General features: G+C 58.0%; 15 protein-coding genes. 6 read left to right on the top strand and 9 right to left on the bottom strand.

The window, feature by feature from the left end:
• Positions 1-2 precede the first annotated feature (2 nt).
• Genes FHX10_RS33090 through FHX10_RS33105 form a run of 4 tightly spaced genes read right to left on the bottom strand, consistent with a single transcriptional unit; the run spans position 3 to position 6,100 of the window.
• Positions 3-1,121, bottom strand: coding sequence for a hypothetical protein (locus tag FHX10_RS33090; protein ID WP_113231932.1), 1,119 nt, complete (start codon positions 1,119-1,121; stop codon positions 3-5).
• Positions 1,114-3,375: a sensor histidine kinase gene (locus FHX10_RS33095; protein WP_162738155.1), complete on the bottom strand. Its 2,262-nt coding sequence runs from the start codon at positions 3,373-3,375 to the stop codon at positions 1,114-1,116. The genes FHX10_RS33090 and FHX10_RS33095 overlap by 8 nt, the downstream gene beginning before the upstream one ends.
• The gene (locus FHX10_RS33100; RefSeq protein ID WP_113231990.1) at positions 3,311-4,993 is read right to left on the bottom strand and encodes an N-6 DNA methylase; all 1,683 of its coding nucleotides are present in this window, start codon (positions 4,991-4,993) and stop codon (positions 3,311-3,313) included. The genes FHX10_RS33095 and FHX10_RS33100 overlap by 65 nt, the downstream gene beginning before the upstream one ends.
• Positions 4,994-5,020: 27 nt before the next feature.
• Positions 5,021-6,100, bottom strand: a complete 1,080-nt coding sequence (locus tag FHX10_RS33105) for a hypothetical protein (protein ID WP_162738154.1) — start codon at positions 6,098-6,100, stop codon at positions 5,021-5,023.
• Positions 6,101-6,270: 170 nt separating this feature from the next.
• Here FHX10_RS33105 and FHX10_RS33110 point away from each other — a divergent pair, with 170 nt between their 5' ends.
• Positions 6,271-7,521: a restriction endonuclease gene (locus FHX10_RS33110; RefSeq protein ID WP_113231929.1), complete on the top strand. Its 1,251-nt coding sequence runs from the start codon at positions 6,271-6,273 to the stop codon at positions 7,519-7,521.
• Positions 7,522-7,620: 99 nt separating this feature from the next.
• Complete coding sequence (locus tag FHX10_RS33115; RefSeq protein WP_113231928.1) at positions 7,621-8,520, top strand: hypothetical protein; 900 nt, start codon at positions 7,621-7,623, stop codon at positions 8,518-8,520.
• 190 nt (positions 8,521-8,710) lie between these two features.
• On the opposite strand, the gene FHX10_RS33120 is transcribed toward FHX10_RS33115, so the two are convergent.
• Positions 8,711-9,925 carry an SIR2 family protein gene (locus FHX10_RS33120; RefSeq protein WP_312862941.1) on the bottom strand — a complete coding sequence of 405 codons (1,215 nt, stop codon included), beginning with the start codon at positions 9,923-9,925 and terminating at the stop codon, positions 8,711-8,713.
• A gap of 263 nt (positions 9,926-10,188) precedes the next feature.
• Positions 10,189-10,962, bottom strand: a complete 774-nt coding sequence (locus FHX10_RS33125) for an SOS response-associated peptidase (RefSeq protein ID WP_113231927.1) — start codon at positions 10,960-10,962, stop codon at positions 10,189-10,191.
• A 293-nt stretch (positions 10,963-11,255) separates the two neighbouring features.
• Between FHX10_RS33125 and FHX10_RS33130 the strand changes: the two genes are divergently transcribed.
• The 3 genes from FHX10_RS33130 to FHX10_RS33140 are packed head-to-tail and all read left to right on the top strand — an operon-like array spanning position 11,256 to position 16,700.
• A complete protein-coding gene (locus tag FHX10_RS33130) occupies positions 11,256-12,014 on the top strand; it encodes an ImuA family protein (protein WP_113231988.1) in 759 nt (252 codons plus the stop codon).
• The gene (locus FHX10_RS33135; RefSeq protein ID WP_184390735.1) at positions 11,929-13,443 is read left to right on the top strand and encodes a Y-family DNA polymerase; all 1,515 of its coding nucleotides are present in this window, start codon (positions 11,929-11,931) and stop codon (positions 13,441-13,443) included. The genes FHX10_RS33130 and FHX10_RS33135 overlap by 86 nt, the downstream gene beginning before the upstream one ends.
• Entirely contained in the window at positions 13,440-16,700 is a 3,261-nt protein-coding gene (locus FHX10_RS33140; RefSeq protein WP_113231925.1) for an error-prone DNA polymerase, read from the top strand. The genes FHX10_RS33135 and FHX10_RS33140 overlap by 4 nt, the downstream gene beginning before the upstream one ends.
• Positions 16,701-16,770: 70 nt before the next feature.
• Here the strand turns inward: FHX10_RS33140 and FHX10_RS33145 are convergent, their stop codons facing one another.
• The 3 genes from FHX10_RS33145 to FHX10_RS33155 form a co-directional block, all read right to left on the bottom strand.
• On the bottom strand, positions 16,771-16,974 hold the full coding sequence (locus FHX10_RS33145) for a CsbD family protein (protein ID WP_112411178.1): 204 nt from the start codon (positions 16,972-16,974) through the stop codon (positions 16,771-16,773).
• Between the two features lie 136 nt (positions 16,975-17,110).
• Positions 17,111-17,698, bottom strand: coding sequence for a hypothetical protein (locus FHX10_RS33150; RefSeq protein ID WP_113231924.1), 588 nt, complete (start codon positions 17,696-17,698; stop codon positions 17,111-17,113).
• A complete protein-coding gene (locus FHX10_RS33155) occupies positions 17,691-17,909 on the bottom strand; it encodes a hypothetical protein (protein ID WP_112411176.1) in 219 nt (72 codons plus the stop codon). Before FHX10_RS33155 ends, FHX10_RS33150 begins: the two co-directional genes overlap by 8 nt.
• 258 nt (positions 17,910-18,167) lie before the next feature.
• Here FHX10_RS33155 and ligD point away from each other — a divergent pair, with 258 nt between their 5' ends.
• Complete coding sequence (gene ligD / locus FHX10_RS33160) at positions 18,168-19,211, top strand: non-homologous end-joining DNA ligase (RefSeq protein WP_113231923.1); 1,044 nt, start codon at positions 18,168-18,170, stop codon at positions 19,209-19,211.
• The last annotated feature ends 160 nt before the right edge of the window (positions 19,212-19,371 follow it).

Here is a 19,371-nt window from a genome sequence, read left to right on the forward strand (position 1 = left end):
GGTTATCGCAGCTCCGCCGCTAACCGATCGAGATCACGCCGGTTTAACCGTCGATCGTCCTTGTTTCGGAGCGCAACCCCAATGGACGCATACAGTGGATCAACCCATGGTGCCAAATCTGCCCGCGGCGTGATGCGCACACCGTATTTCGGATCGACTGGCATAAACTCAGGCGGATTTCGCTCGACGCTCAGTTGACACCACCGCCATGGACGATCACCAGGGCTCATAGGAGGCATCTTAAGAGCGGTCAGTTCAACACCCAGCTCCTTCGAAAGAATTGCGGCACGCTCTTCCGAAGGGGTGGATGCTAAAGGACTCGCTGCACTCTTTAGCGACATCCACGCGAGCTCAAGGCCGCGCGCCCACCAGCGCGGCGAGAATCGGTATCCTAAACCAGTATAAGTGAATTCGTCAGCAAACGAAGCAATAGCATCCCAGTTTTTCGCAGCACTCTCCGAATCAACACCTAGCCGCGTTGTCAGCAGGTGTTTATTTACAAGGAGGCCCGGCGGTCCAAGAAATGAGCGAATGAACGCTCCAGCAGCGACGTGTGTAGCGTGCGAATGTCCGTCCTCCAATCGAGCGAGCAAACCTGGGTGAAGCCATTCCTCAATGCGCTGATCGTCAACGTTGAAGAGCTGCTTGAAATCGAGTTTACCCTTTTCAAACGCGAGCAGGCCTTCATAGACAGTTCGCACACCGACAATCCTACGGGCGAATTCGTCTCGGCGCTCGCTGACCTCGGCCTTGTTGATCTTGTCGTCGAAAAGGTCGTCGCTAGCTGGATCTCCTGAAACATTCTTCTGTATCGGCTGAGCGTTGGCAAACCGAATAACCGGGTATTCTGGTATCCCGCCAGATTTTTGCAGAGCCCGGATGTCTTGTGCTAAGCCCAGGCCAGTGCCGTGCTCACCGGCCTCCCCAGAGAGCTCAACGTCCATTAGAACGCCCTTCGGATGCGCGCCGGTTAAGAGCAGTTCGCGGCCCATCGATGGCCGAGTGACGACGATTTCAAGTGGCTCAGATGCCTGCGCAAATGCATCGCGGTACGAGGCAGCACTCGCCTCCTCATCGTCGACAAAGAGCCACTTTCCTTCGACCTGGTCTCTATCAAGCATTGTCGCTCTCCTCGGGCAGAAGAAGCTCAAAGCATGTTGAATACCCTTTAGGTGGATCGACGACCGCCACGCTGCCACCGGCGTTGGCCGCGATTTGCTCTACTATCCAGAGACCTAAGCCAGTGCCTTGAGCGTGTTCATTGTCGGATGCGCTCGAAGTTGGCGCGCTCTGTCGTGTCACGAAAGCGTCAAATATCCGTTCCCGCATCTCTGTAGGAATGCCATCCCCGGTGTCACAGAACCGTAGGCGAACCTGCTTGTCCTCTGCGTCTCGATCCGCCGTAACGAGTATCTTCCGCTTGTTGCTGGTGCGCTTCATCGCCTTCAATGCGTTGGTATGAAAATTTAGAAGAACCGATGCGAGCTCGGCCTCATGCATTGGAACGGTATACAGGGGATCCAATGGTGGCGTTTCTATCTCGATCGTTGTGGACTGGGTTTCAGCGTGTGCCCGTATACCACGTGCGAAGTCCTCAACCGCTTTGCTAAGGCTTACAGGATGAATTTCGCGAAGAGCCCGGCTAGCGACAGTAGCGTTTAGGTAGCCTGTCAACGTGTCCAGACGAACCAAGGCTTCTCGTGCCCGGGATGCCAAGGCAAGGAACTTATCGTCCTCCCGCTTTGTTGCGATTGCCACGTCGAACACGCGCTCTAGGTCCAATCGGAAGGCCTCGAACGCCATTCCCGTCTCATGGCTAAACTCGGCAGTTGTCATACCTAGGGAAGAGAGAAGCCTCATCATTGCGATCTCATCGGCAACGCGGCGTTGCTCAGTCGCTATGATAATCTCTTGCTGCTCGAATATCTTTTCAGCAGCTGCGGCACTTTCGACGAGGAGCATTGCAGGTGCAGGATCAGGTGAAGAGTTTGCAATTACCTCGGCCGCCTCGCGCGCCGCGCGCATCGCCGCGCGCGCTTCGGAAAGTGCGGTCGTGACTTCTGGCCTTGGTGAAGGAGCGTTGGTCTTGGTTTTGCGGCCGCGGTCAGCATGAATTTCGGTGGCAGCAGTGATCAAGACCGATGAGGTGAGATCTCGGAGCTCACGAAACGCCGGAGTTTCGATCAATCCTTCCCTTGAGGTATGCTCTTCAAAGGAAACACCCTCCGGATCAGAAACTTCCACAACGCCGAAAAAATGTCGATTTGCAAGGTTTGCAAGGTAGTTTCGACGACTGTAGATTTCGTCGAGCCCAAGCCAATCGTCATCGCGCTCGCCATAGGGCGTCACCCTGAAGCCGTTTCTGTAAAGCCTGATACCGCCCTCACGAGAAAGGATATCTCTGACGCGCGTGAAGACCACACTCGGAAGGAGGCTTGGCTCAAGAATAACATGGTAGGCTTTCATCGCTACATCACGAAGAGACGAATAAGCTGGCGGATCGGAGTTGTCGCGAGCATCGTGATGGATGGGACGCCAGGAACGCAATTCGCCGAACGCGTTTTTTGTTATTCTCCATGAAGCCTTGCCTTCATGATCCACCCTCATCTCTATGATAACGGGCAGATGATCAAGGATCTCAGTCTGCATGTTGGCCACAACCGTTTCGTCTTGGAACAGGCCGCCTCCGTCACGAAACTCGACTGAAAATCCGGGATCGATCGCTGAGTCCATTACAGGTTTTACCGGGAAGGGTTGCTGCAAGGCGAGGACGCTGCGCCAGCAGCTTCGAATCTGGCCGGGTGTCCAGTCGTCGTGAAGCCCTTCGATCCTCAACGTTGTCCCTGGCGCAGTGGCCGGCAACTCCTTGAGAATGACGGATATGTCATCGAGGCGCTTGCCGGAAGTAAACTGGCTCCAGTCGGCGATGAGCTGCCACGACGACGGTTGACCCTCGACCTGTGTGGTTAGCACAAGGCGGTTCCCAAGGCGCTGCGCTGAAAACCTGCCAATTCCTTTTCGACCGGCCCTAGTGCGCTTGTATAATGGGGACTTGGGCTCGAGGACCTTTAGATCAGAAGCGAGCCGCAGAAAGCCATTCACAATATCATCTCGCGACATACCGATGCCATTGTCCTGAATCGATAGGACGGCGCCCGGCCCCCCTCGACCGTCGAACGAGACGATAACAGAGGTAGCATCGGCGTCGTAGGCGTTCTTCACCAACTCTACCAAGGCTGTTTCCTGCTTCGCGACAAGCTCGCGCCCAAGCCGGTTTATGATCGCGGCATCGGCATGAAAAGTGACGTTCTCAGTCATGGCCATACTCAAATTGGCGAGCTTCTCCGCGCCGCCTTGCGCCTCGGACGTATTCAAGCATTTCCTCGAGCTCACGCGCGGCGCGGCGCCATTCGGCACCAAGGATCGCTGGAAGTATCGCAGCGTCGGCAAGGCGCCGAGCCTCGTCCGGTTGGCCGCAGCGAAGTTTCTTGTCGATAGCGAAAATCGCCTCGGACGCCACACCGTCGGCATGTATGAGGATAGGCATCAGTCGCGCCTCCTGCAGTTCGAACTTCAGCAAGCCGCCGCCATATCCTCTCCCGATCCCTTCGGCGCACAACTGACCAAAAGTCGACAGGATGGAAACGACTGCCGATAGCCGGTCGCATTCCCTAGTTGCTTGTTTGAAGGTGACCTGATGCAGGGTGTTGGTGCAGAAAATACCGTCCTCAACCAAGGCTAAGCGAGGTCCCTTGTCATTCATATAGGTGAAAACGGCATCACAGCGCCCGGTTTTGCCGACCTTCCACCAAGGTGACCTCTTATTGAGCCACAACGTTTCTCGCCTTGTGCTTGCACTAATCAAAGCCAATCTTGAACGAACACCGCCACCGCGCTCACCTAACTCCTGGGGAGTAAGCATCCACGTTTTCTCCCCCTGGTCACCGAGGCCGCAGAGATCGGTCTTGTCGATAACAATCCCCCGGACGTGCTTGGCGCGTGTGATAACAGGAGTGAGGTCGTTTTGATCAATCCGATATCTTGCAATGTCTTGCTGATTTAGGAGAAAGACAGTGTTCCTGCCTGTCACCAGACCAATAGCAAGGTCGGCGATCTCCCCTAGAGGTCTAGAGGCCTTCTTCAGTGCTTCGAATGCCGGTGTCTTAGCGTAGGCTCGACTTAGTCCGCCACGCGCGACTCCGTCATAGCGCCAGACACCACGAGTGATCGCCGGGGCGGGTCCAGCCCGATAGCCATCGGCTAGAACCAGCACACCCCTTTCATCCGCCGATCCAATCCACGAAGGTTTTTTCGGAAGTTCCTGCAGTGAGAGCTCACGAAATTCGTCTTTCAGTTGGAGCAGAAGATCTTCGCCATACCGACTAAAGCTCGCGGCGGCGGGCACGAGAAACGCCATCCTGCCGCCCGGCCGCAGGAATTTACGTGCATGTAAGGCGAAATATACCCAGAGGCCTGCTGCTCCTTTAATTGGGTATCGCTTCTTGAGCTGTGCTCGATCCTCGGCACTGAGCTGGTGGTTTCGCGTAAACGGGGGATTGGCCAAGACCACATCGACTTGCGCAATCGTTTCGGGGTCGAGCGCGAAGAAGTCCGAATGAATCAAATCGACTTCAGGGCCAACCGTCGTACGGAGCCCGTCGATGACTGACTTGTCTAGGTCACATGCTATGGCCCGGATGCCGGGCGTAAGATGTAGTGTACGTGCATGTGTCAGCGCAGGGAGTAGGAGCCCTCCTTCTCCGACGCTCGGCTCGAGGATGTATTCATGTCCGGAACGAATAGCCCAGGAAACGATGGAATTCGCTTCGAAAGCGGGGGTGAAAAACTGACCTAGCAGCTTACGACCTGTCGGTTCCTGTATCCCCATTTTCACCCCATTCACTTCGCAGCCAGCCAGCGCACCCCGCTCGCTAGGCGATCGCATTGCCGAGTGCAACTGATGCGCTCCCTTTGTGATAGAGTAGATGCTCATTGCCGCCAACCCCTTGTTCGGACGTTGTCAAACCTGTGGGAAAAACTTGCAGGGCATCGACGGGTCGAGAAACGTGAGCGGATTGGTTGGTCCGAGGACATACTCCGGCCATTCCAGCGCGATCTTGTCGACCGCTGAACGAATTGCCGACACATCAGTATCAAAATTCGCAAAGTCTCGACGACCGAAATCAGGGCGGAGGCAGCGCAGAGCTGTTTCGACAAGCTCCTCCAGTAGAGGCAGTACGACCGCTTTACCAGAGATACTCGGTACCGTGAGACGGATCCTGCCACGGGTCGTGTCGAGGCATATGTGGCAGACACGCGTGTGCAGGCGGCGCGTCGACCGTAGAAATTCAGGGTAATCAAATATTCTATTATTTCGGGCCACAAGGCTGACATCATATAGAAAGCCGGGTCGTCCCATTATCGATTGCGGCTGTTTGGCACGCAGCCATGGCCTCCTTAACACGCCAACAGTCACGGCCATGGAAAGATCGTGGGGCGCGTGTCCGATTTGCGCGAACGTGTTCGGCTCAACTTCAGCCCAAGGAAAAGGATCAAGAGCAGCAAAGCGCTTCGCGACGGGATCCTTGCTGGGATCAAGGATGGGAATCGGATTGTTATAAGAGGTGCAAAAGTGCCAAAATCCGGCGTCCATGTCGTTCACCAACTGGCGAACACGGTGCAGATCCCCCTCATGCCCAATTCGGAAATGGGCGACCCTGTTCCTGATCTGATCGACTTCGCTCAATCTTGCCTTCCAAATATCTTTTGGAGGAAGGTACTGGTGAAACAGCCGCCAGTGTTTGCTGATCGTCCGCTGCAAATTTGAGAAGAGGACGTAGCTTAGCTTTAGTTTCTCCCTCGTCGGCATATGCGTTAACCGACTGTCGCTGGCCTTTGCCCTTGCTTCATTTCCCTGGATGTACGTTGGCCAAGTCACGCCATACCGAGCAGATAGCTCAACGTACACCATCTCCCTCATCCAGATTTCAATGTGCCAAAGCAGGCTGTAGAGCAGCAATCGATCAGGCGGCAAGCTATCGGTCAAATCCGCCGGCACAAGTGACGAGTTCGGTTTTGATGCAGGAGTTGGATCATCCATGTCTGGTAATCGGCTCGGTTGTAAATGGCTACATCTATCTCAATTTGAGGAAATGCGAAACGCTGCCGTGGATATCTACCGAGTACAATCCGTAGGACACTATGAAACGCTTGCATGTTCCACTTATGAAATAAAGGATTAGCAGACTGGCATAATTACTGGGAGATCTGATGCCCATTTTAGATTTTACAGAGCTTTCCGCTTCCAAATCCAGTTCGCCAGCTGGGGAGGATCTCGAAGCTCTTGTTCGAGAGCTTGGAAAGCTGCTCGGTCTTAACCCCGAGTGGTCCGGTCGCGGAGCAGACCAGGGGCGAGATTTATTTTTTACGGAAAGCCGGAAGGGTGCGATCGGTTCGCGGAGCTTGCGATGGCTTGTTAGCTGCAAGGACTTTGCAAGGTCAGGAAGATCAGTATCTGAGGCGGAGGTCGGCTCTGTATCAGACAAAATTGCCCAACACAAAGCAGATGCTTTTCTTCTTGTAACAACAACGACGGTAAGCACCGGCCTCAAATCTTTGCTTGATACATTAAATGAGCAAGGTGAGATGGAGACTAAGATCTGGGATCGACATGAACTGGAACATCTCCTGCTAAATGGTTCTAACGTCGGCCTCGTGAAGCGCTTTTTGCCCGCTAGCTATACCGCCTACCAACGCTTAAGCAGCTTGCCGCAGGCGTTGGAGTCGCTGAGAATTTTAGTTCCGCCGGCGATTTACAAGAAGATCCAAACCGTCATCGAGGCATACCATGTCGATGATCGCTGGATAAGCGGAGAGCGAATTTGGCCTGACGACCAAGCCAGCTCGAGGACGATAGATCGCGCACTCGCCCAACTACTCGAAAGAAACGATCCAGGCCAGGCGGCACAAGAGCTTGCGTATGGAGAAATTGAGTTCGATGCATTCGAAGAAGCGCTTAAGACGCTTGCGGCATTGAAGCCGGTCCAAACTGCGCAGCTATGCCGCGAATTAATTAAGGTCAGGAACGGTGAGGGCCCGTCATTGTTTGCGTTCAGGTTCTACGCGGAACGGTACGAGCCGACCAATGAGGAGCAGATACAGTTGGCGGTCGAGTTGGCGGCGGAAGACTTGGTTGAACTCTATGGAGAGGAGATTCGTGCCTTCATCGAAGAGGAGCTCACGACGTCGCCCGAAAAGTACCGCGCTTGGGGTGATCTCGATTCGTTGTCATCCCAGACAAGGTTGGAAGGCGTGCATCCCTACGATCTGTCTGTGCGACCTAGTGAAGACCGGACAAAAATCGATTTTCTGGCTTCACTGGAGACTTCGGTCGAGCTCTCCTATGACAAGGAAACTGCACCCACGTCCATGTCGTTTCGCGGAGAGGTGCAGGGATACATCGACCCGTACGGGATTTGTATCATCGATTTCACAGTGGACACGCAGTCGTTTTACGAGTGATGCTCGCCGATTTCCCGCGCGGCGCAACCGCCGGCAGGAATTCATGTTTGGGGCCATGCGTGTTAATGGCTGAACCGGAGTCAGAAATCGGAGTGCAGCATGGGATCGATGAGCGAGCTGATGATTGAGAGGTGGTCCGCGGAGCCAGTTCACGTCGAGGTCGGTTTTCTTTGTCCCGTGTGCGGTCATCCGTCCGCAGCTTTTCTTGAATTTCCCGGGGACGAGGATGACCATATCGAGGAGGTATCGTGCCTCAACCCCGAGACAGACCACGAATGGACAGTCCGGCTTCGGAAGAAGGGTGGATTTTATTCCGGTCAGCTCGAACAGCATCACGATGTCAAAGTTTCAGTGAGCATGCTTGACATTTCTGACGATGACTGGGATGAGCCGCTACCAGAACCGGGAGCGTATGGCATCTTCCTGGATGCGATGCAAGAGTGGCGAGCCAATGTAAGCGCGATAGGTGAAGCTAGCGGCGCCAGCAGCCGGAATCGCATGCTTTTCGGCACGCTCTACTCGATCGGGGAGGCCTACTTCTCCGACGCGATCATCGGGGCCGCGCTTGGCGACCCGGAAGTGCAGCGACGCATGTTGAAGCTCGATGGCCTGAAGGACAAGCAGATCAGCCTCGAGACCGTCCTCGACAAGCCGGACATCGTGCGAGAGATGGTCAAGACCACGCTACAAGGACTGTCGTTCCACAGCCTAACTCTCGTGAACTGGATCTGTGAAACAGCCTTTGGAAGGGCGATCCTCCCGCACGACAAGATCGACCGCTCCTTACTTATGAAGTCGGTCAATAAGCGTCACGATTGCGTCCACCGAAACGGCAATGACAAGGACGGGAACAAACATACCGACATTGATCAGGACTATCTTCGCAAGATGGGGACGCTGTTCGAAAGGATGGCGCAATCACTCGAGAGTTCAATGCGCGATGCCGAGGTGAAGCGGTTTTTTGAAGATTTGGAGGCTCAGCACGACAAGGGTTTATAACCGTGGCGCATAAGGAAACCCCGCGCCAGTGGTATATCTGGCTGTCGCTTGCCGGTTGAGAATGCAGTCGTTCTGGCTATTTCTGCTTCTCGGCAGATTTTTTGTCCGCACGCGACCGGTACCGGGACTTCCATTCAACGGATCAGAGCGGCGGTTCGCCGAGACAACACCGTTGATCCTCACCACCGCCCTAATGCAACCAATGAGTTAGCCGATCGATTAGCGGTGCCGCATCACCAAACCCTCCATACCAGATCGCGACGCGATGCGCACTGGAGACCTCGCACCGACCCTGCTCAGCGAGTACGGCGGGCATTTCGATCACGCTCGTACCTGCGCCAACAAAAGGGCTCGATGCAAAGAGCGCTTGCCTCAGTTCACGAGCCCAAGCGTCCTGCCGGACGTCCATTGGCTCAGTCTGCGGACCAGCCCAGTCGAGTACGAGCACTGGCGGACGCGCGCGGGAGAGAGCGAGTGCACAGCACAGTGCACGGTTCACATGGGTATCGCCAAAGCCATAACCGCCGATCATGATGGCGTCGGCAAGGGCGATGTCGCGGGTCAGCGCTGCCCGATAGGCCTGGAAGGGCTCGGTCAGGAGCTGATCGAGCTTGAATCCACCCGCAATTAATGTCGTCGGGAGGAAGTCCTTGCCGTCGCTGCCGTAGTCGGCAAAGCGATCGTTACTATCGAGAAAAGCGCCCTTCAGATCGTTGCGCCAGACGATGTGGTCGCCCAATGAGTTGGCGAGCGAAAAATGGACGCTACCATGAAGGTGAAAAATACCTTCCCAGTCCCGGCGATAGACGGCGGCCGGATCGAACCGTCCATCGATATCAAACCCCGTGAATGCGTCGGGCCAGCCGGATAGAGCTACCGTGTCGTAGTTGAGGTTGTAGATAGCAACATCGAAGCGACCTCGCAACGCTCGCAGCATCGCACGCCATTGTTCCAACGCTCGCAGATCTGTTGGCATCGCTATGCAACGCTTACGCATCTCGCACGCGAGCCTTGCCGCGAGATGGGCGATCATGGTCTTGACCTCGATATAGGGACCATAGCGATCGGAATTGATGAACGACAGGTTAGGCGGCGGCTGGGTCTGCTCAAACAGCGTCGCGAGCGCGCTGCCTTCGGGCGAGGGCCGGACCCAGTGCATGAGTGCGAGTAGATCGCCAAGCGCTCGCTCGAAATTGGGCGATTGCCGGGCGGATTGGAAGCCGGACGCGAGATGACGCTCGAGCGCACGCCAAACTCGATCATAAAAATTGGTAAATTGCCAAGTCTCGGCAAATTCGCGTGCCCAACTAGCCATCAACGTGTTGATCTCAGCGACGCTGGGCATTCCGCAAGCCACCGAACTGCCAGCGCCCAAAATCATCAGCAGCCGTTTCTTGCGTGCCACGCGCAACTCTCCTTGTGTTCACTATTGTCGCTCGTGAGGCTGTTTCAATGCAAGGTAACTTACAACGAAATTGAAATGCGGCGGCTTTCAAAGATTTGCGGATGGTTCGGCTTTAGCCTTCATTGCCAACGCTTTCCCACATCCAAGCCCAGGATCTCCGTCGGAGCAAAATCGGCGCGAGGGATAGCTCGTGGTAACGAGCGATGTCTTCGTGGAATCATGCGGCAGGCCATCCGTAATGCCAGATGCACTTGCCGAGCGAATTAGAATAGCTGCGGCTGGCTGACCAGCTCACCTTCGTTGGTGACGATGGTCGACCCATAGGGTTCGCGCGCCGTGACGATCAACGCATCATCCGGCAATGGCCGTGCAAGATCCTTGGCCTCATCCCAAGGCGCTCTCATCCAGGCATCGGTCTCTTCCTTTGTCAGCAAGAGCACCGGCATAGCCTTGCCATGAATGGGTTTGACGAGATTGTTCGGATCGGTGGTCAGAAACCCGTAGAGATCGTCGGTCGTGAACCCGTCCTTGACCTTGCGGACCGAGGTCCATTGCGGCACATGGATGCCGGCAAAGAACATCAGCGGCTTGCTGCCATCGCGCGCGAACCAGGCGTTCGGCACATTGCCGCCTGCCTCCTGGCTTGCCGGATCCGGTTCGGCAAAGCTGGTGACGGGAACGAGACAGCGGTTCTCGACACCGAACCAGCGCCGCCAGTGCGGAAGCTTGAGATTGCGGACATTGGTTGTGCCGCGGTCGGGCTCCATGCGGATCAGTTCTTCAAGATCGAAGGGTTTGCCCTTGGCCGCAAGCTTCTCCGCCCTGGCTTTGGCCGCTTTCTCCAGCGCAAACCGCGGGGAGGGAAGACCCCAGCGGGCATGGACGAGCTGCTTGCCTCCATCAGCGGTGTTGCGGACGATCGGCCCCATCTGATCCGGGTTCATCTGATAGGCGGGCATGAGGTTGATCAGGCTCTCGGCATCCTGAGCCCACTTGTTCACCCAGTCCTTGTCTTCCATGCGGTAAAGATTGCACATAGACGCTCCATCTCCCCTTGAAGCAAGCCAACATGGTAGCCGATGAAGCGCCGGAGTGCCAATCGGTGGCTGCCGGCGGATCGGCTTCGAAACTTTTTCCAAAGCTTCGTCCGTGCCCCGCCGAAGTCATGTCCATGATTCCCAATGCGAATCTTAAAGTCCACTAAAATAGAGGGATAATATTCCTATTTTGGGTTGCTTGACTTGCAAATCGAGATGGAACATTTAGTGAACATATACACTTGACCGACATCACGTCGACACCAACATGGCCTTGCAAGGACCCGTGAATGATGACTGCTGCCCGTAACAGGGTGATCTCCGATCTGAAAGACCGCATCGCGTTGCTGGAAGGCAGCGCAGGCAGGAAGAGCGGCTGCCTGGCCTTTGGCGTGCCCGAGATCGACGCCGCGTTGCCGGGTGGAGGACTTGCCTATGGCGCCGTGCACGAGTTCGCGAGCGGCGGAGCAGGGGTCGTCGATGGGGCAGCGGCTGCGCTCTTTGCCGCCGGCATTGCGGCACGGACCAGGGGCAGGATCGTCTGGTGCCTGACACGGCCGGACCTGTTCTTTCCGGCATTGGCGCAGGCTGGTCTGCATTCCGATCGGGTCATCTTCGTCGAGGCTGACCGCGAAGAGGACGTTCTCGCCTCGATGGAAGAGGCGCTAGCCTTTGGCCGCCTTGGCGCCGTTATCGGCGAGATCGTCCGGCTGCCGATGGTTTCCTCCCGCCGTCTGCAGCTGGCGGCGGAACAGACCGGAACCATGGGTCTGGTGGTCCGGCGCTGGCGCCGACAGGTCGAGGCCTCGGATTTCGGGCAGCCGACGGCGTCGACGACGCGGTGGCGGGTGAGCGTCCTGCCATCGGAGGACTTGCCGGTTCCAGGTGTCGGGCGGCCGCGATGGCTGCTGGAGCTGATGAGAGTGAAGGCGGGTGAGTGCGCTGAGTTTATCGTGGGAGCGTGCGATGCCACGGGTCGTATCCATCTATCTGCCGGACCTGCCGATCGAGCGGGTCAGGCGGATGGACCAAAAAGCAGAATTATCGCCTGACAGGCCGCTGGTCCTGATCGCCAGGAGCGGCTCCAAGCGCTGGATTGAAGCGGCCGATACAAAGGCCAGGGAAGCGGGCATTCGCGTGGGCATGCCGGCCGCCAAGGCGCAGGCCATAGTCCACGGTCTGCAGTTCGTCGATGCCGATCCCTCAGCCGATGCCGAGGCACTCGAACGGATCGCTCTCTGGGCTTTGACGCAATATTCCCCGATCGTCGCCGTCGACGGCACGGATGGCATCGTCATGGATACGGAAGGAGCCGATCATCTGCAGGGCGGCGAGCTTCCAATGCTCACCGGGATCGTCAACCGTTTCCGGGCGAGGGGGCTGACCGTCCATGCGGCGATCACCGACACCTGGGGTGCGGCCCATGCCTGTGCTCGCGCCACTCGTCGCGAGGTCGTCATCATTCCGCCGGGAGAGACCGCCCGTGCCGTCGAGCGGCTGCCGATCTCGCGGTTGCGGCTATCGGCGGAGATCGTCGCCAGTCTTCGTACACTCGGTTTCAAAACCATCGGCGAGTTGTCTGCAACGCCGCGGGCGCCATTGGCGTTGCGCTTCGGTCCCGAGATCGGCCGGCGTCTCGACCAGATGTTCGGTCAAAAATCCGAGCCGATCGATCCGATCCGGGCGCCGGACTGGATCGAGGTCGTCAGGGCATTCGCCGAACCGATTGGTGCTGCCGAGACGATCGACAAATATGTCGGCCGGCTCATCGTCCGGCTGGTCGCCGAACTCCAGCGCAAGGGGCTTGGTGTTCGTCGGACCGACCTGATCGTCGAAAAGGTCGACGGCAGCAGGCAGGCGATCCGCGCCGGCACCGCCAAGCCGGCCCGCGATGTCGCCTGGCTCACCAAACTGTTTCGCGATCGAACGGAAAAGATCGAGCCCGGCTTTGGCATCGAGAAGCTGACGCTCGTTGCCGTCATGACCGAACCGCTTGGTGAGGAGCAGCGATCGTCGCTGGTCGACGGGAAAGATCAGGACATCACGCCTTTGATCGATACCTTCGGCAATCGCGGACAGCGCGTTTATCGCATCGCGCCAGTCGCCTCCGATGTCCCCGAACGCAGCGTCCGGCGGATTGCCGCCGCGGCCCCGGACGTCACGGAAAGCTGGGTGCATCACTGGCCGCGTCCGGTGCGGCTCATGGCGCGGCCGGAACCCATCGACGTCATCGCACTTCTGCCGGATCATCCGCCCGTCTCCGTCACCTGGCGCGGCAAGCGCCGGCGGATCAAACGCGCCGATGGGCCGGAGCGCATCTTCGGGGAATGGTGGACCAAAAATTCCGAATTCGATGCGGTCCGGGATTATTTCGTGATCGAGGACGAGAGCGGCGAGCGCTTGTGGATCTATCGCAGTGGTGACGGCGTTTATGCCGCCACCGGCTCGCATCGCTGGTTCTGCCACGGGATCTTCGCATGAGCTACGCCGAGCTGCAGGTTACCACCCATTTTTCCTTCCTGCGCGGCGCGTCATCAGCCGATGAGCTGTTCGCGACGGCCAAGGAACTCGGCATCAGCGCGCTCGGGATCGTCGACCGCAATTCGCTGGCTGGTATCGTCCGGGCGCTCGAAGCCTCGCGCGCAACCGGGCTTCGCCTTGTCGTCGGCTGCCGTCTCGATCTTGCCGACGGCATGTCGATCCTCGTCTATCCTACGGATCGTGCCGCCTATTCCCGCCTGACCCGGCTGCTCACGCTCGGCAAGAGCCGTGGCGGCAAGGCGAACTGTATCCTGCATCTCGACGACGTCGCTCTTTATGCCGAGGGCCTGATCGGCATCCTGGTGCCGGATCTTGCCGACGAGACTTGTGCTCTTCAGCTCCGGAAAATGGCGGAGATTTTTTGCGATCGTGCCTATCTGTCGCTCTGCCTGCGCCGGCGGCCGAACGACCAGCTGCGGCTGCACGAGCTCTCCAATCTTGCCGCCCGCTTCAAGGTGAAGACGGTCCTCACCAATGACGTTCTCTTCCACGAGCCGTCGCGCCGGCAGCTGCAGGATATCGTCACCTGCATTCGCAACAACACCACGATCGACGATATCGGCTTCGAACGCGAGCGGCATGCCGACCGCTATCTCAAACCTCCGGAAGAAATGGCGCGTCTCTTTCCGCGTTATCCCGAAGCATTCGCCCGTACGCTGGAGATCGTCGAGCGCTGCAAGTTCTCGCTGGAGGAGCTGACCTACCAATATCCGGAGGAAGCGATCGTTCCCGGCAAGAACGCGCAGGAATCGCTCGAGCATTATGTGTGGGAATGCATTCCGAACCGCTATCCCGAGGGCTTGCCGCCATCGGTGCTGAAGGTGATCCGGCACGAGCTCGACCTCATCCGCACCATGAACTACGCCCCCTATTTCCTGACGGTGTTTTCGATCGTCCGCTATGCCCGCAGCCAGGGCATCTTATGCCAGGGACGGGGGTCCGCCGCCAATTCCGCCGTCTGCTATATTCTTGGCATTACCTCCATCGACCCCGAGACCAACAACCTGCTCTTCGAGCGTTTCGTCAGCCAGGAGCGCGACGAGCCGCCTGATATCGATGTCGACTTCGAGCACGAGCGGCGCGAGGAGGTGATCCAATGGATCTATAAGACCTACGGCCATGACAAGGCGGCCCTCTGCGCGACGGTGACGCGCTACCGTGCCAAGGGGGCGATCCGCGATGTCGGCAAGGCGCTCGGCCTGCCAGAGGACGTGATCAAGTCGCTGTCGTCGGGCATGTGGTCGTGGTCTGAGGAACTGGTAACCGATCGCGGCTTGCGCGAGCTCAACCTCAATCCTGGGGATCGCAGGCTTGCTCTGACCTTGAAGCTGGCGCAGCAGCTGATGGGCGCGCCGCGCCATCTCGGCCAGCATCCCGGCGGCTTCGTGCTCACCCACGACCGCCTCGACGATCTCGTGCCGATCGAGCCGGCATCCATGGCCGACCGGCAGGTGATCGAATGGGACAAGGACGATGTCGAGGCATTGAAGTTCATGAAGGTCGACGTCTTGGCGCTCGGCATGCTGACCTGCATGAGCAAAGCCTTCCGGCTGATCGAAGAGCATAAGGGCAGGCCGATCGATCTTGCCGGCATCGAGCAGGAGGATCCCGCGACCTATGCGATGATCCGCAAGGCCGATACGCTCGGCACCTTCCAGATCGAAAGCCGCGCCCAGATGTCCATGCTCCCGCGCATGAAGCCGCGCACCTTCTATGACCTCGTCATCCAGGTTGCGATCGTCCGCCCCGGCCCGATCCAGGGCGACATGGTCCATCCCTATCTGCGCCGGCGCGAGGGCAAGGAGGCTGTGGACTATCCGACCCCGGAGCTTGAGGCCGTGCTCGGCAAGACGCTCGGCGTGCCGCTCTTTCAGGAGAGCGCCATGAAGGTGGCGATGGTCTGCGCCGGCTTTACGGGCGGTGAGGCCGATCAGCTGCGCAAGTCGATGGCGACCTTCAAGTTCACCGGTGGTGTCTCGAAGTTCAAGGCCAAGCTCGTCTCCGGCATGGTCCGCAACGGCTATACGCCGGACTTCGCCGAAAAGACCTTCTCGCAGCTCGAAGGTTTTGGCTCCTATGGCTTTCCCGAAAGCCATGCCGCCAGCTTCGCCCTGATCGCCTATGCATCAGCTTACGTGAAATGCCACTATCCCGATGCCTTCTGTGCGGCACTCCTGAACTCCCAGCCGATGGGCTTTTACGCCCCAGCCCAGATCGTCGGCGATGCCCGCAAGCATGGCGTCGAGGTGCGGCCCGTCTGCATCAATCGCTCGCGCTGGGACTGTACGTTGGAGCCGGTCGAAGGCAGCGACCGGCATGCCGTTCGCCTTGGCATGCGCATGGTCTATGGTTTGGCTGAGATCGATGCCGCTCGCATCATTGCCGCGCGGGCCGACCAGCCATTCGATAGCGTCGATGATCTCTGGCGGCGATCCGGCGTGCCGGCCGCATCCCTGGTCGAGCTTGCCGAGGCGGATGCGTTTCTGCCCTCCCTCGATTTGCAGCGCCGCGATGCGCTCTGGGCGATCAAGGCGCTCCGTGACGAGCCCTTGCCGCTCTTCGCCGCGGCAGCCGAACGCGAGCAGAAGACGATCGCCGAGCAGCAGGAACCGCAAGTTCGCCTTCGCCAGATGACCGAAGGCCACAACGTCATCCAGGACTACAGTCATACCGGCCTGACCCTTCGCCAACATCCGCTCGCCTTCCTGCGCAAGGATCTCACCGCCCGCAACATCGTCACCTGCGAGGAGGCGATGTCATCTCGTGACGGCCGTTGGCTGATGACGGCAGGTCTCGTGCTCGTGCGCCAGAAGCCTGGCTCGGCCAAGGGCGTCATGTTCCTGACCGTCGAGGATGAGACCGGGCCGGCCAATGTCGTCGTCTGGCCCAGCCTGTTCGAGCGCCGCCGGCGCGTCGTGCTCGGATCCTCGATGATGGCGATCAATGGCCGCATCCAGCGGGAAGGGGACGTCGTGCATCTCGTTGCTCAGCAGCTCTTCGATCTCACATCCAATCTTTCCGGCCTTGCCGATCGCGATGAGGCCTTCAGGCTACCGACCGGTCGTGGCGATGAGTTTGCCCATGGGACGCCTGGCAGTCCAGACTCTCGGGAGAGGGCTGTGATGAAGGTGCGGGAGATTTATGAGCCGGATCGGCTTATTGATAGGTTGAAGGTGAGAAGTCGGAATTTTCAGTGATCACGAGATGGCCTTTGAGCTAAGTCGCGATCCTCGCGAAAGGACCGGCTAGGCCGGCCCGTTCAACTTCTTACCAGGTCTGACGGCCATACCAATCGTCCACGTCGGATTTGGCGCGGTCCCTTGCAAGGCCGTAGCGCTCCTGGATCTTACCTTCGAGCTGATCTCGCTTGCCGGCGATTTGATCAAGGTCGTCGTCGGTAAGCTTACCCCACTGCTCCTTGACCTTGCCCTTAACCTGCTTCCAGTTGCCTTCGACGCGATTCCAATCCATGGCAATTTCTCCTTTTTGGATTACCAAGGATCAATGCTCAAAGATGCGAATTGTTCAGTTCCAAGCGTCGGTCACCGCACCACGTCGTATCTTCCAGATGGATTTCGGATGTACCTGCGTCATCTATGGCTAACAGTCAGGCGACTTTCGCGGCGAGCATTTCGTTGATGCAATCTTCGTTGCGCGCTTCCAGTTGCTGCATGGGAAAGGCATTGATGAACATGCGGATCGTCTCGTCGAGATCGGCGCCGGATTGGGACCAGCCGGGACCGCAACTGACCTGCTCGCCGGCAAGATCCTCGACCTCGAACAGACCGCAGGTTTCGCCGGCCTCGTCATCGACGGCAAGCTGAAGCGTCCCGAAGCATCTGTGGTCGTCATTCCAGTAAACCGCGATCTCGAGAAACCGTATGCCGGGCCGATTGCCGATCTCCGTCAGCAGCAAGCCATGAACCTCGTCCGTCGCGAGCGGCTTCGGCTCATCCCAGCAAAGTTCTTCGTCCAAGGTCGGGTAGTCCATGACGTTTGCCAGCAGATCGCGCATTCGGTCGAGATGGCGAAGCATGTCTGGCGACTTGCCACGGAAGCCGGGCCGATCGTCTCCGAACGTATCGAAGGCATGCCGGCCCAAATAGCCGACGAAATCATAAAGCGCCTGCGCTTCGTCCTGGCTTATGGTGAGAACGCCGTCTCTCGGTCGTGGATCTCTCGAATATTCAAACATTGCTTCCTCCTTCGCTTTCGAAACTTGGAACCCAGCCGCGGGTAAAGCCGACGCTCATTCCAGCCTCGCAGAGGGCCAGTTGTTTGCGGACGAACTGCAGCTCGGCGAGCAGAGCGCCGATCGTGGCGCGGGCGTCGCCATCGAATAGGTCGAGCGCCGATGCGACCTGATCGAATTGCGGTTCATCTGTTTGAGTGGCTGCGGCTATCATGAGGCAATACGTCTCCTGCACCCCTGAAATCACGGGGGTTCGAACTGCTGAGTTGTCGATATGGAACTGCGCGACCGGCGATCGCTTCTGTCAGTATGTTCTTATTATGTTCTCATTTTGGATTGAGTCAAGAGCCCATCCATTCCGTTGGGAGCTGGAGAGGAACGCCTGCGATTCCGGCTTACCAGCCGCAGTGGCTGAGTTGCCAGAGTGAGGAAAGACTCGACTCGCCAAGCTTTCTCTGTTGCACTGTTTTCCATGACGAAGTCCCCGCGTAAGTCATCCAAACCCCTTCTCACCGCCTCGGAAATGCCGCTGCGAAGCCGGGCGCGCAAAGCTCGTGATCCAGACCAACCGCAATTGCCGCTCGATCCAATGCCGGAGCGGATCCAGCCGGCGCTAGCGCTTCTGAAGTCGGAAGTTCCGAAAGGGCCGCAGTGGCTCTATGAGATAAAGTGGGATGGTTATCGGCTCGCGGTCCATGTTGAACCCGGGCGCGTGCGCATACTCACGCGTGGAGGGCACGATTGGACCGATCGCTTTCCGACAATCGCCAAGGAGGCCGCCGACTTCGCCACGACGATGATTCTCGACGGAGAAGCAGTGGTCTTGGACGACGATGGCAAGTCGAGCTTCGGCGCTCTTCAGCGTGCCCTTGGGGGAAGGGGCGGGCATCGCCGGGCGGATGAGGCGATCTTCTATGCTTTCGATCTGCTTTATTTCGATGGACACGACCTTATGAAGCTGGATCTCGCCGAGCGCCGGCAGATCCTAGACGGGCTTCTCCCCGATCATGCCGGCGTCATAAAACTCTCCGAGGCGGTCGAAGCCGATGGTGAGGAACTTCTCGCTGCCGCATGTGCCTATGGTCTGGAGGGCATCATCGCCAAGAACCGTGAGCAGCCTTATCGCTCCGGTCGTACCGGTGACTGGATCAAGGTGAAATGCGTCCTGAGCGACAGCTTTTTCATCGTCGGCTATGAGCCTTTCGCTGTTGCGCACGGTGGCATCCGCAATTTGTTTCTCGCTGCCTATAGAGGTCATGATCTCATCTACGTCGGCAACGTCGGAACGGGCTTCAATGAGCGCGATGCCACGAGGCTGCGCAGAAATCTGGACAAACTCAAGGCATCACAGGCCCCGATCGCGCTGAAACAGCGCGGCGTCGTCTGGGCTCAGCCAACACTGATCGCCGAGATCGAGTATCGCGCCTGGACCGATGACGGCAAACTGCGTCACGCTTCGTACAAGGGCCTCCGGGAGCGGCAGGACAATGCCGAGGTCTATCGTCTACCGCGATGAGGCGCGCGATCAACATGAGGTTCGCCAGCGCTGCATGGCGGTCTGTCCACCATACCAATGCGAAGAACTCTTCTCTCGACATGGCGCACTCGGGGGCGTTTGCGGGAGGGAATCCTACGCTAGGGCGTTGGCAGATGATATTCGCTGGTGAGAGATTTAC

Origin of the sequence: Rhizobium sp. BK591 (assembly GCF_014195045.1) — a bacterium.
Classification (GTDB): Bacteria; Pseudomonadota; Alphaproteobacteria; order Rhizobiales; family Rhizobiaceae; genus Rhizobium; species Rhizobium anhuiense.

What these genes read in the sequence shown, in the direction of transcription:
- FHX10_RS33110 (WP_113231929.1), top strand. Translation starts at nt 6,271, where the DNA reads ATGCCCATTTTAGATTTTACAGAGCTTTCCGCTTCCAAATCCAGTTCG.
- FHX10_RS33140 (WP_113231925.1), top strand. Translation starts at nt 13,440, where the DNA reads ATGAGCTACGCCGAGCTGCAGGTTACCACCCATTTTTCCTTCCTGCGC.
- FHX10_RS33115 (WP_113231928.1), top strand. Translation starts at nt 7,621, where the DNA reads ATGGGATCGATGAGCGAGCTGATGATTGAGAGGTGGTCCGCGGAGCCA.
- FHX10_RS33145 (WP_112411178.1), bottom strand. Translation starts at nt 16,974, where the DNA reads ATGGATTGGAATCGCGTCGAAGGCAACTGGAAGCAGGTTAAGGGCAAG.
- FHX10_RS33135 (WP_184390735.1), top strand. Translation starts at nt 11,929, where the DNA reads ATGCCACGGGTCGTATCCATCTATCTGCCGGACCTGCCGATCGAGCGG.
- ligD (WP_113231923.1), top strand. Translation starts at nt 18,168, where the DNA reads ATGACGAAGTCCCCGCGTAAGTCATCCAAACCCCTTCTCACCGCCTCG.
- FHX10_RS33155 (WP_112411176.1), bottom strand. Translation starts at nt 17,909, where the DNA reads ATGATAGCCGCAGCCACTCAAACAGATGAACCGCAATTCGATCAGGTC.
- FHX10_RS33105 (WP_162738154.1), bottom strand. Translation starts at nt 6,100, where the DNA reads ATGGATGATCCAACTCCTGCATCAAAACCGAACTCGTCACTTGTGCCG.
- FHX10_RS33150 (WP_113231924.1), bottom strand. Translation starts at nt 17,698, where the DNA reads ATGTTTGAATATTCGAGAGATCCACGACCGAGAGACGGCGTTCTCACC.
- FHX10_RS33130 (WP_113231988.1), top strand. Translation starts at nt 11,256, where the DNA reads ATGACTGCTGCCCGTAACAGGGTGATCTCCGATCTGAAAGACCGCATC.
- FHX10_RS33090 (WP_113231932.1), bottom strand. Translation starts at nt 1,121, where the DNA reads ATGCTTGATAGAGACCAGGTCGAAGGAAAGTGGCTCTTTGTCGACGAT.
- FHX10_RS33100 (WP_113231990.1), bottom strand. Translation starts at nt 4,993, where the DNA reads ATGAGCATCTACTCTATCACAAAGGGAGCGCATCAGTTGCACTCGGCA.
- FHX10_RS33125 (WP_113231927.1), bottom strand. Translation starts at nt 10,962, where the DNA reads ATGTGCAATCTTTACCGCATGGAAGACAAGGACTGGGTGAACAAGTGG.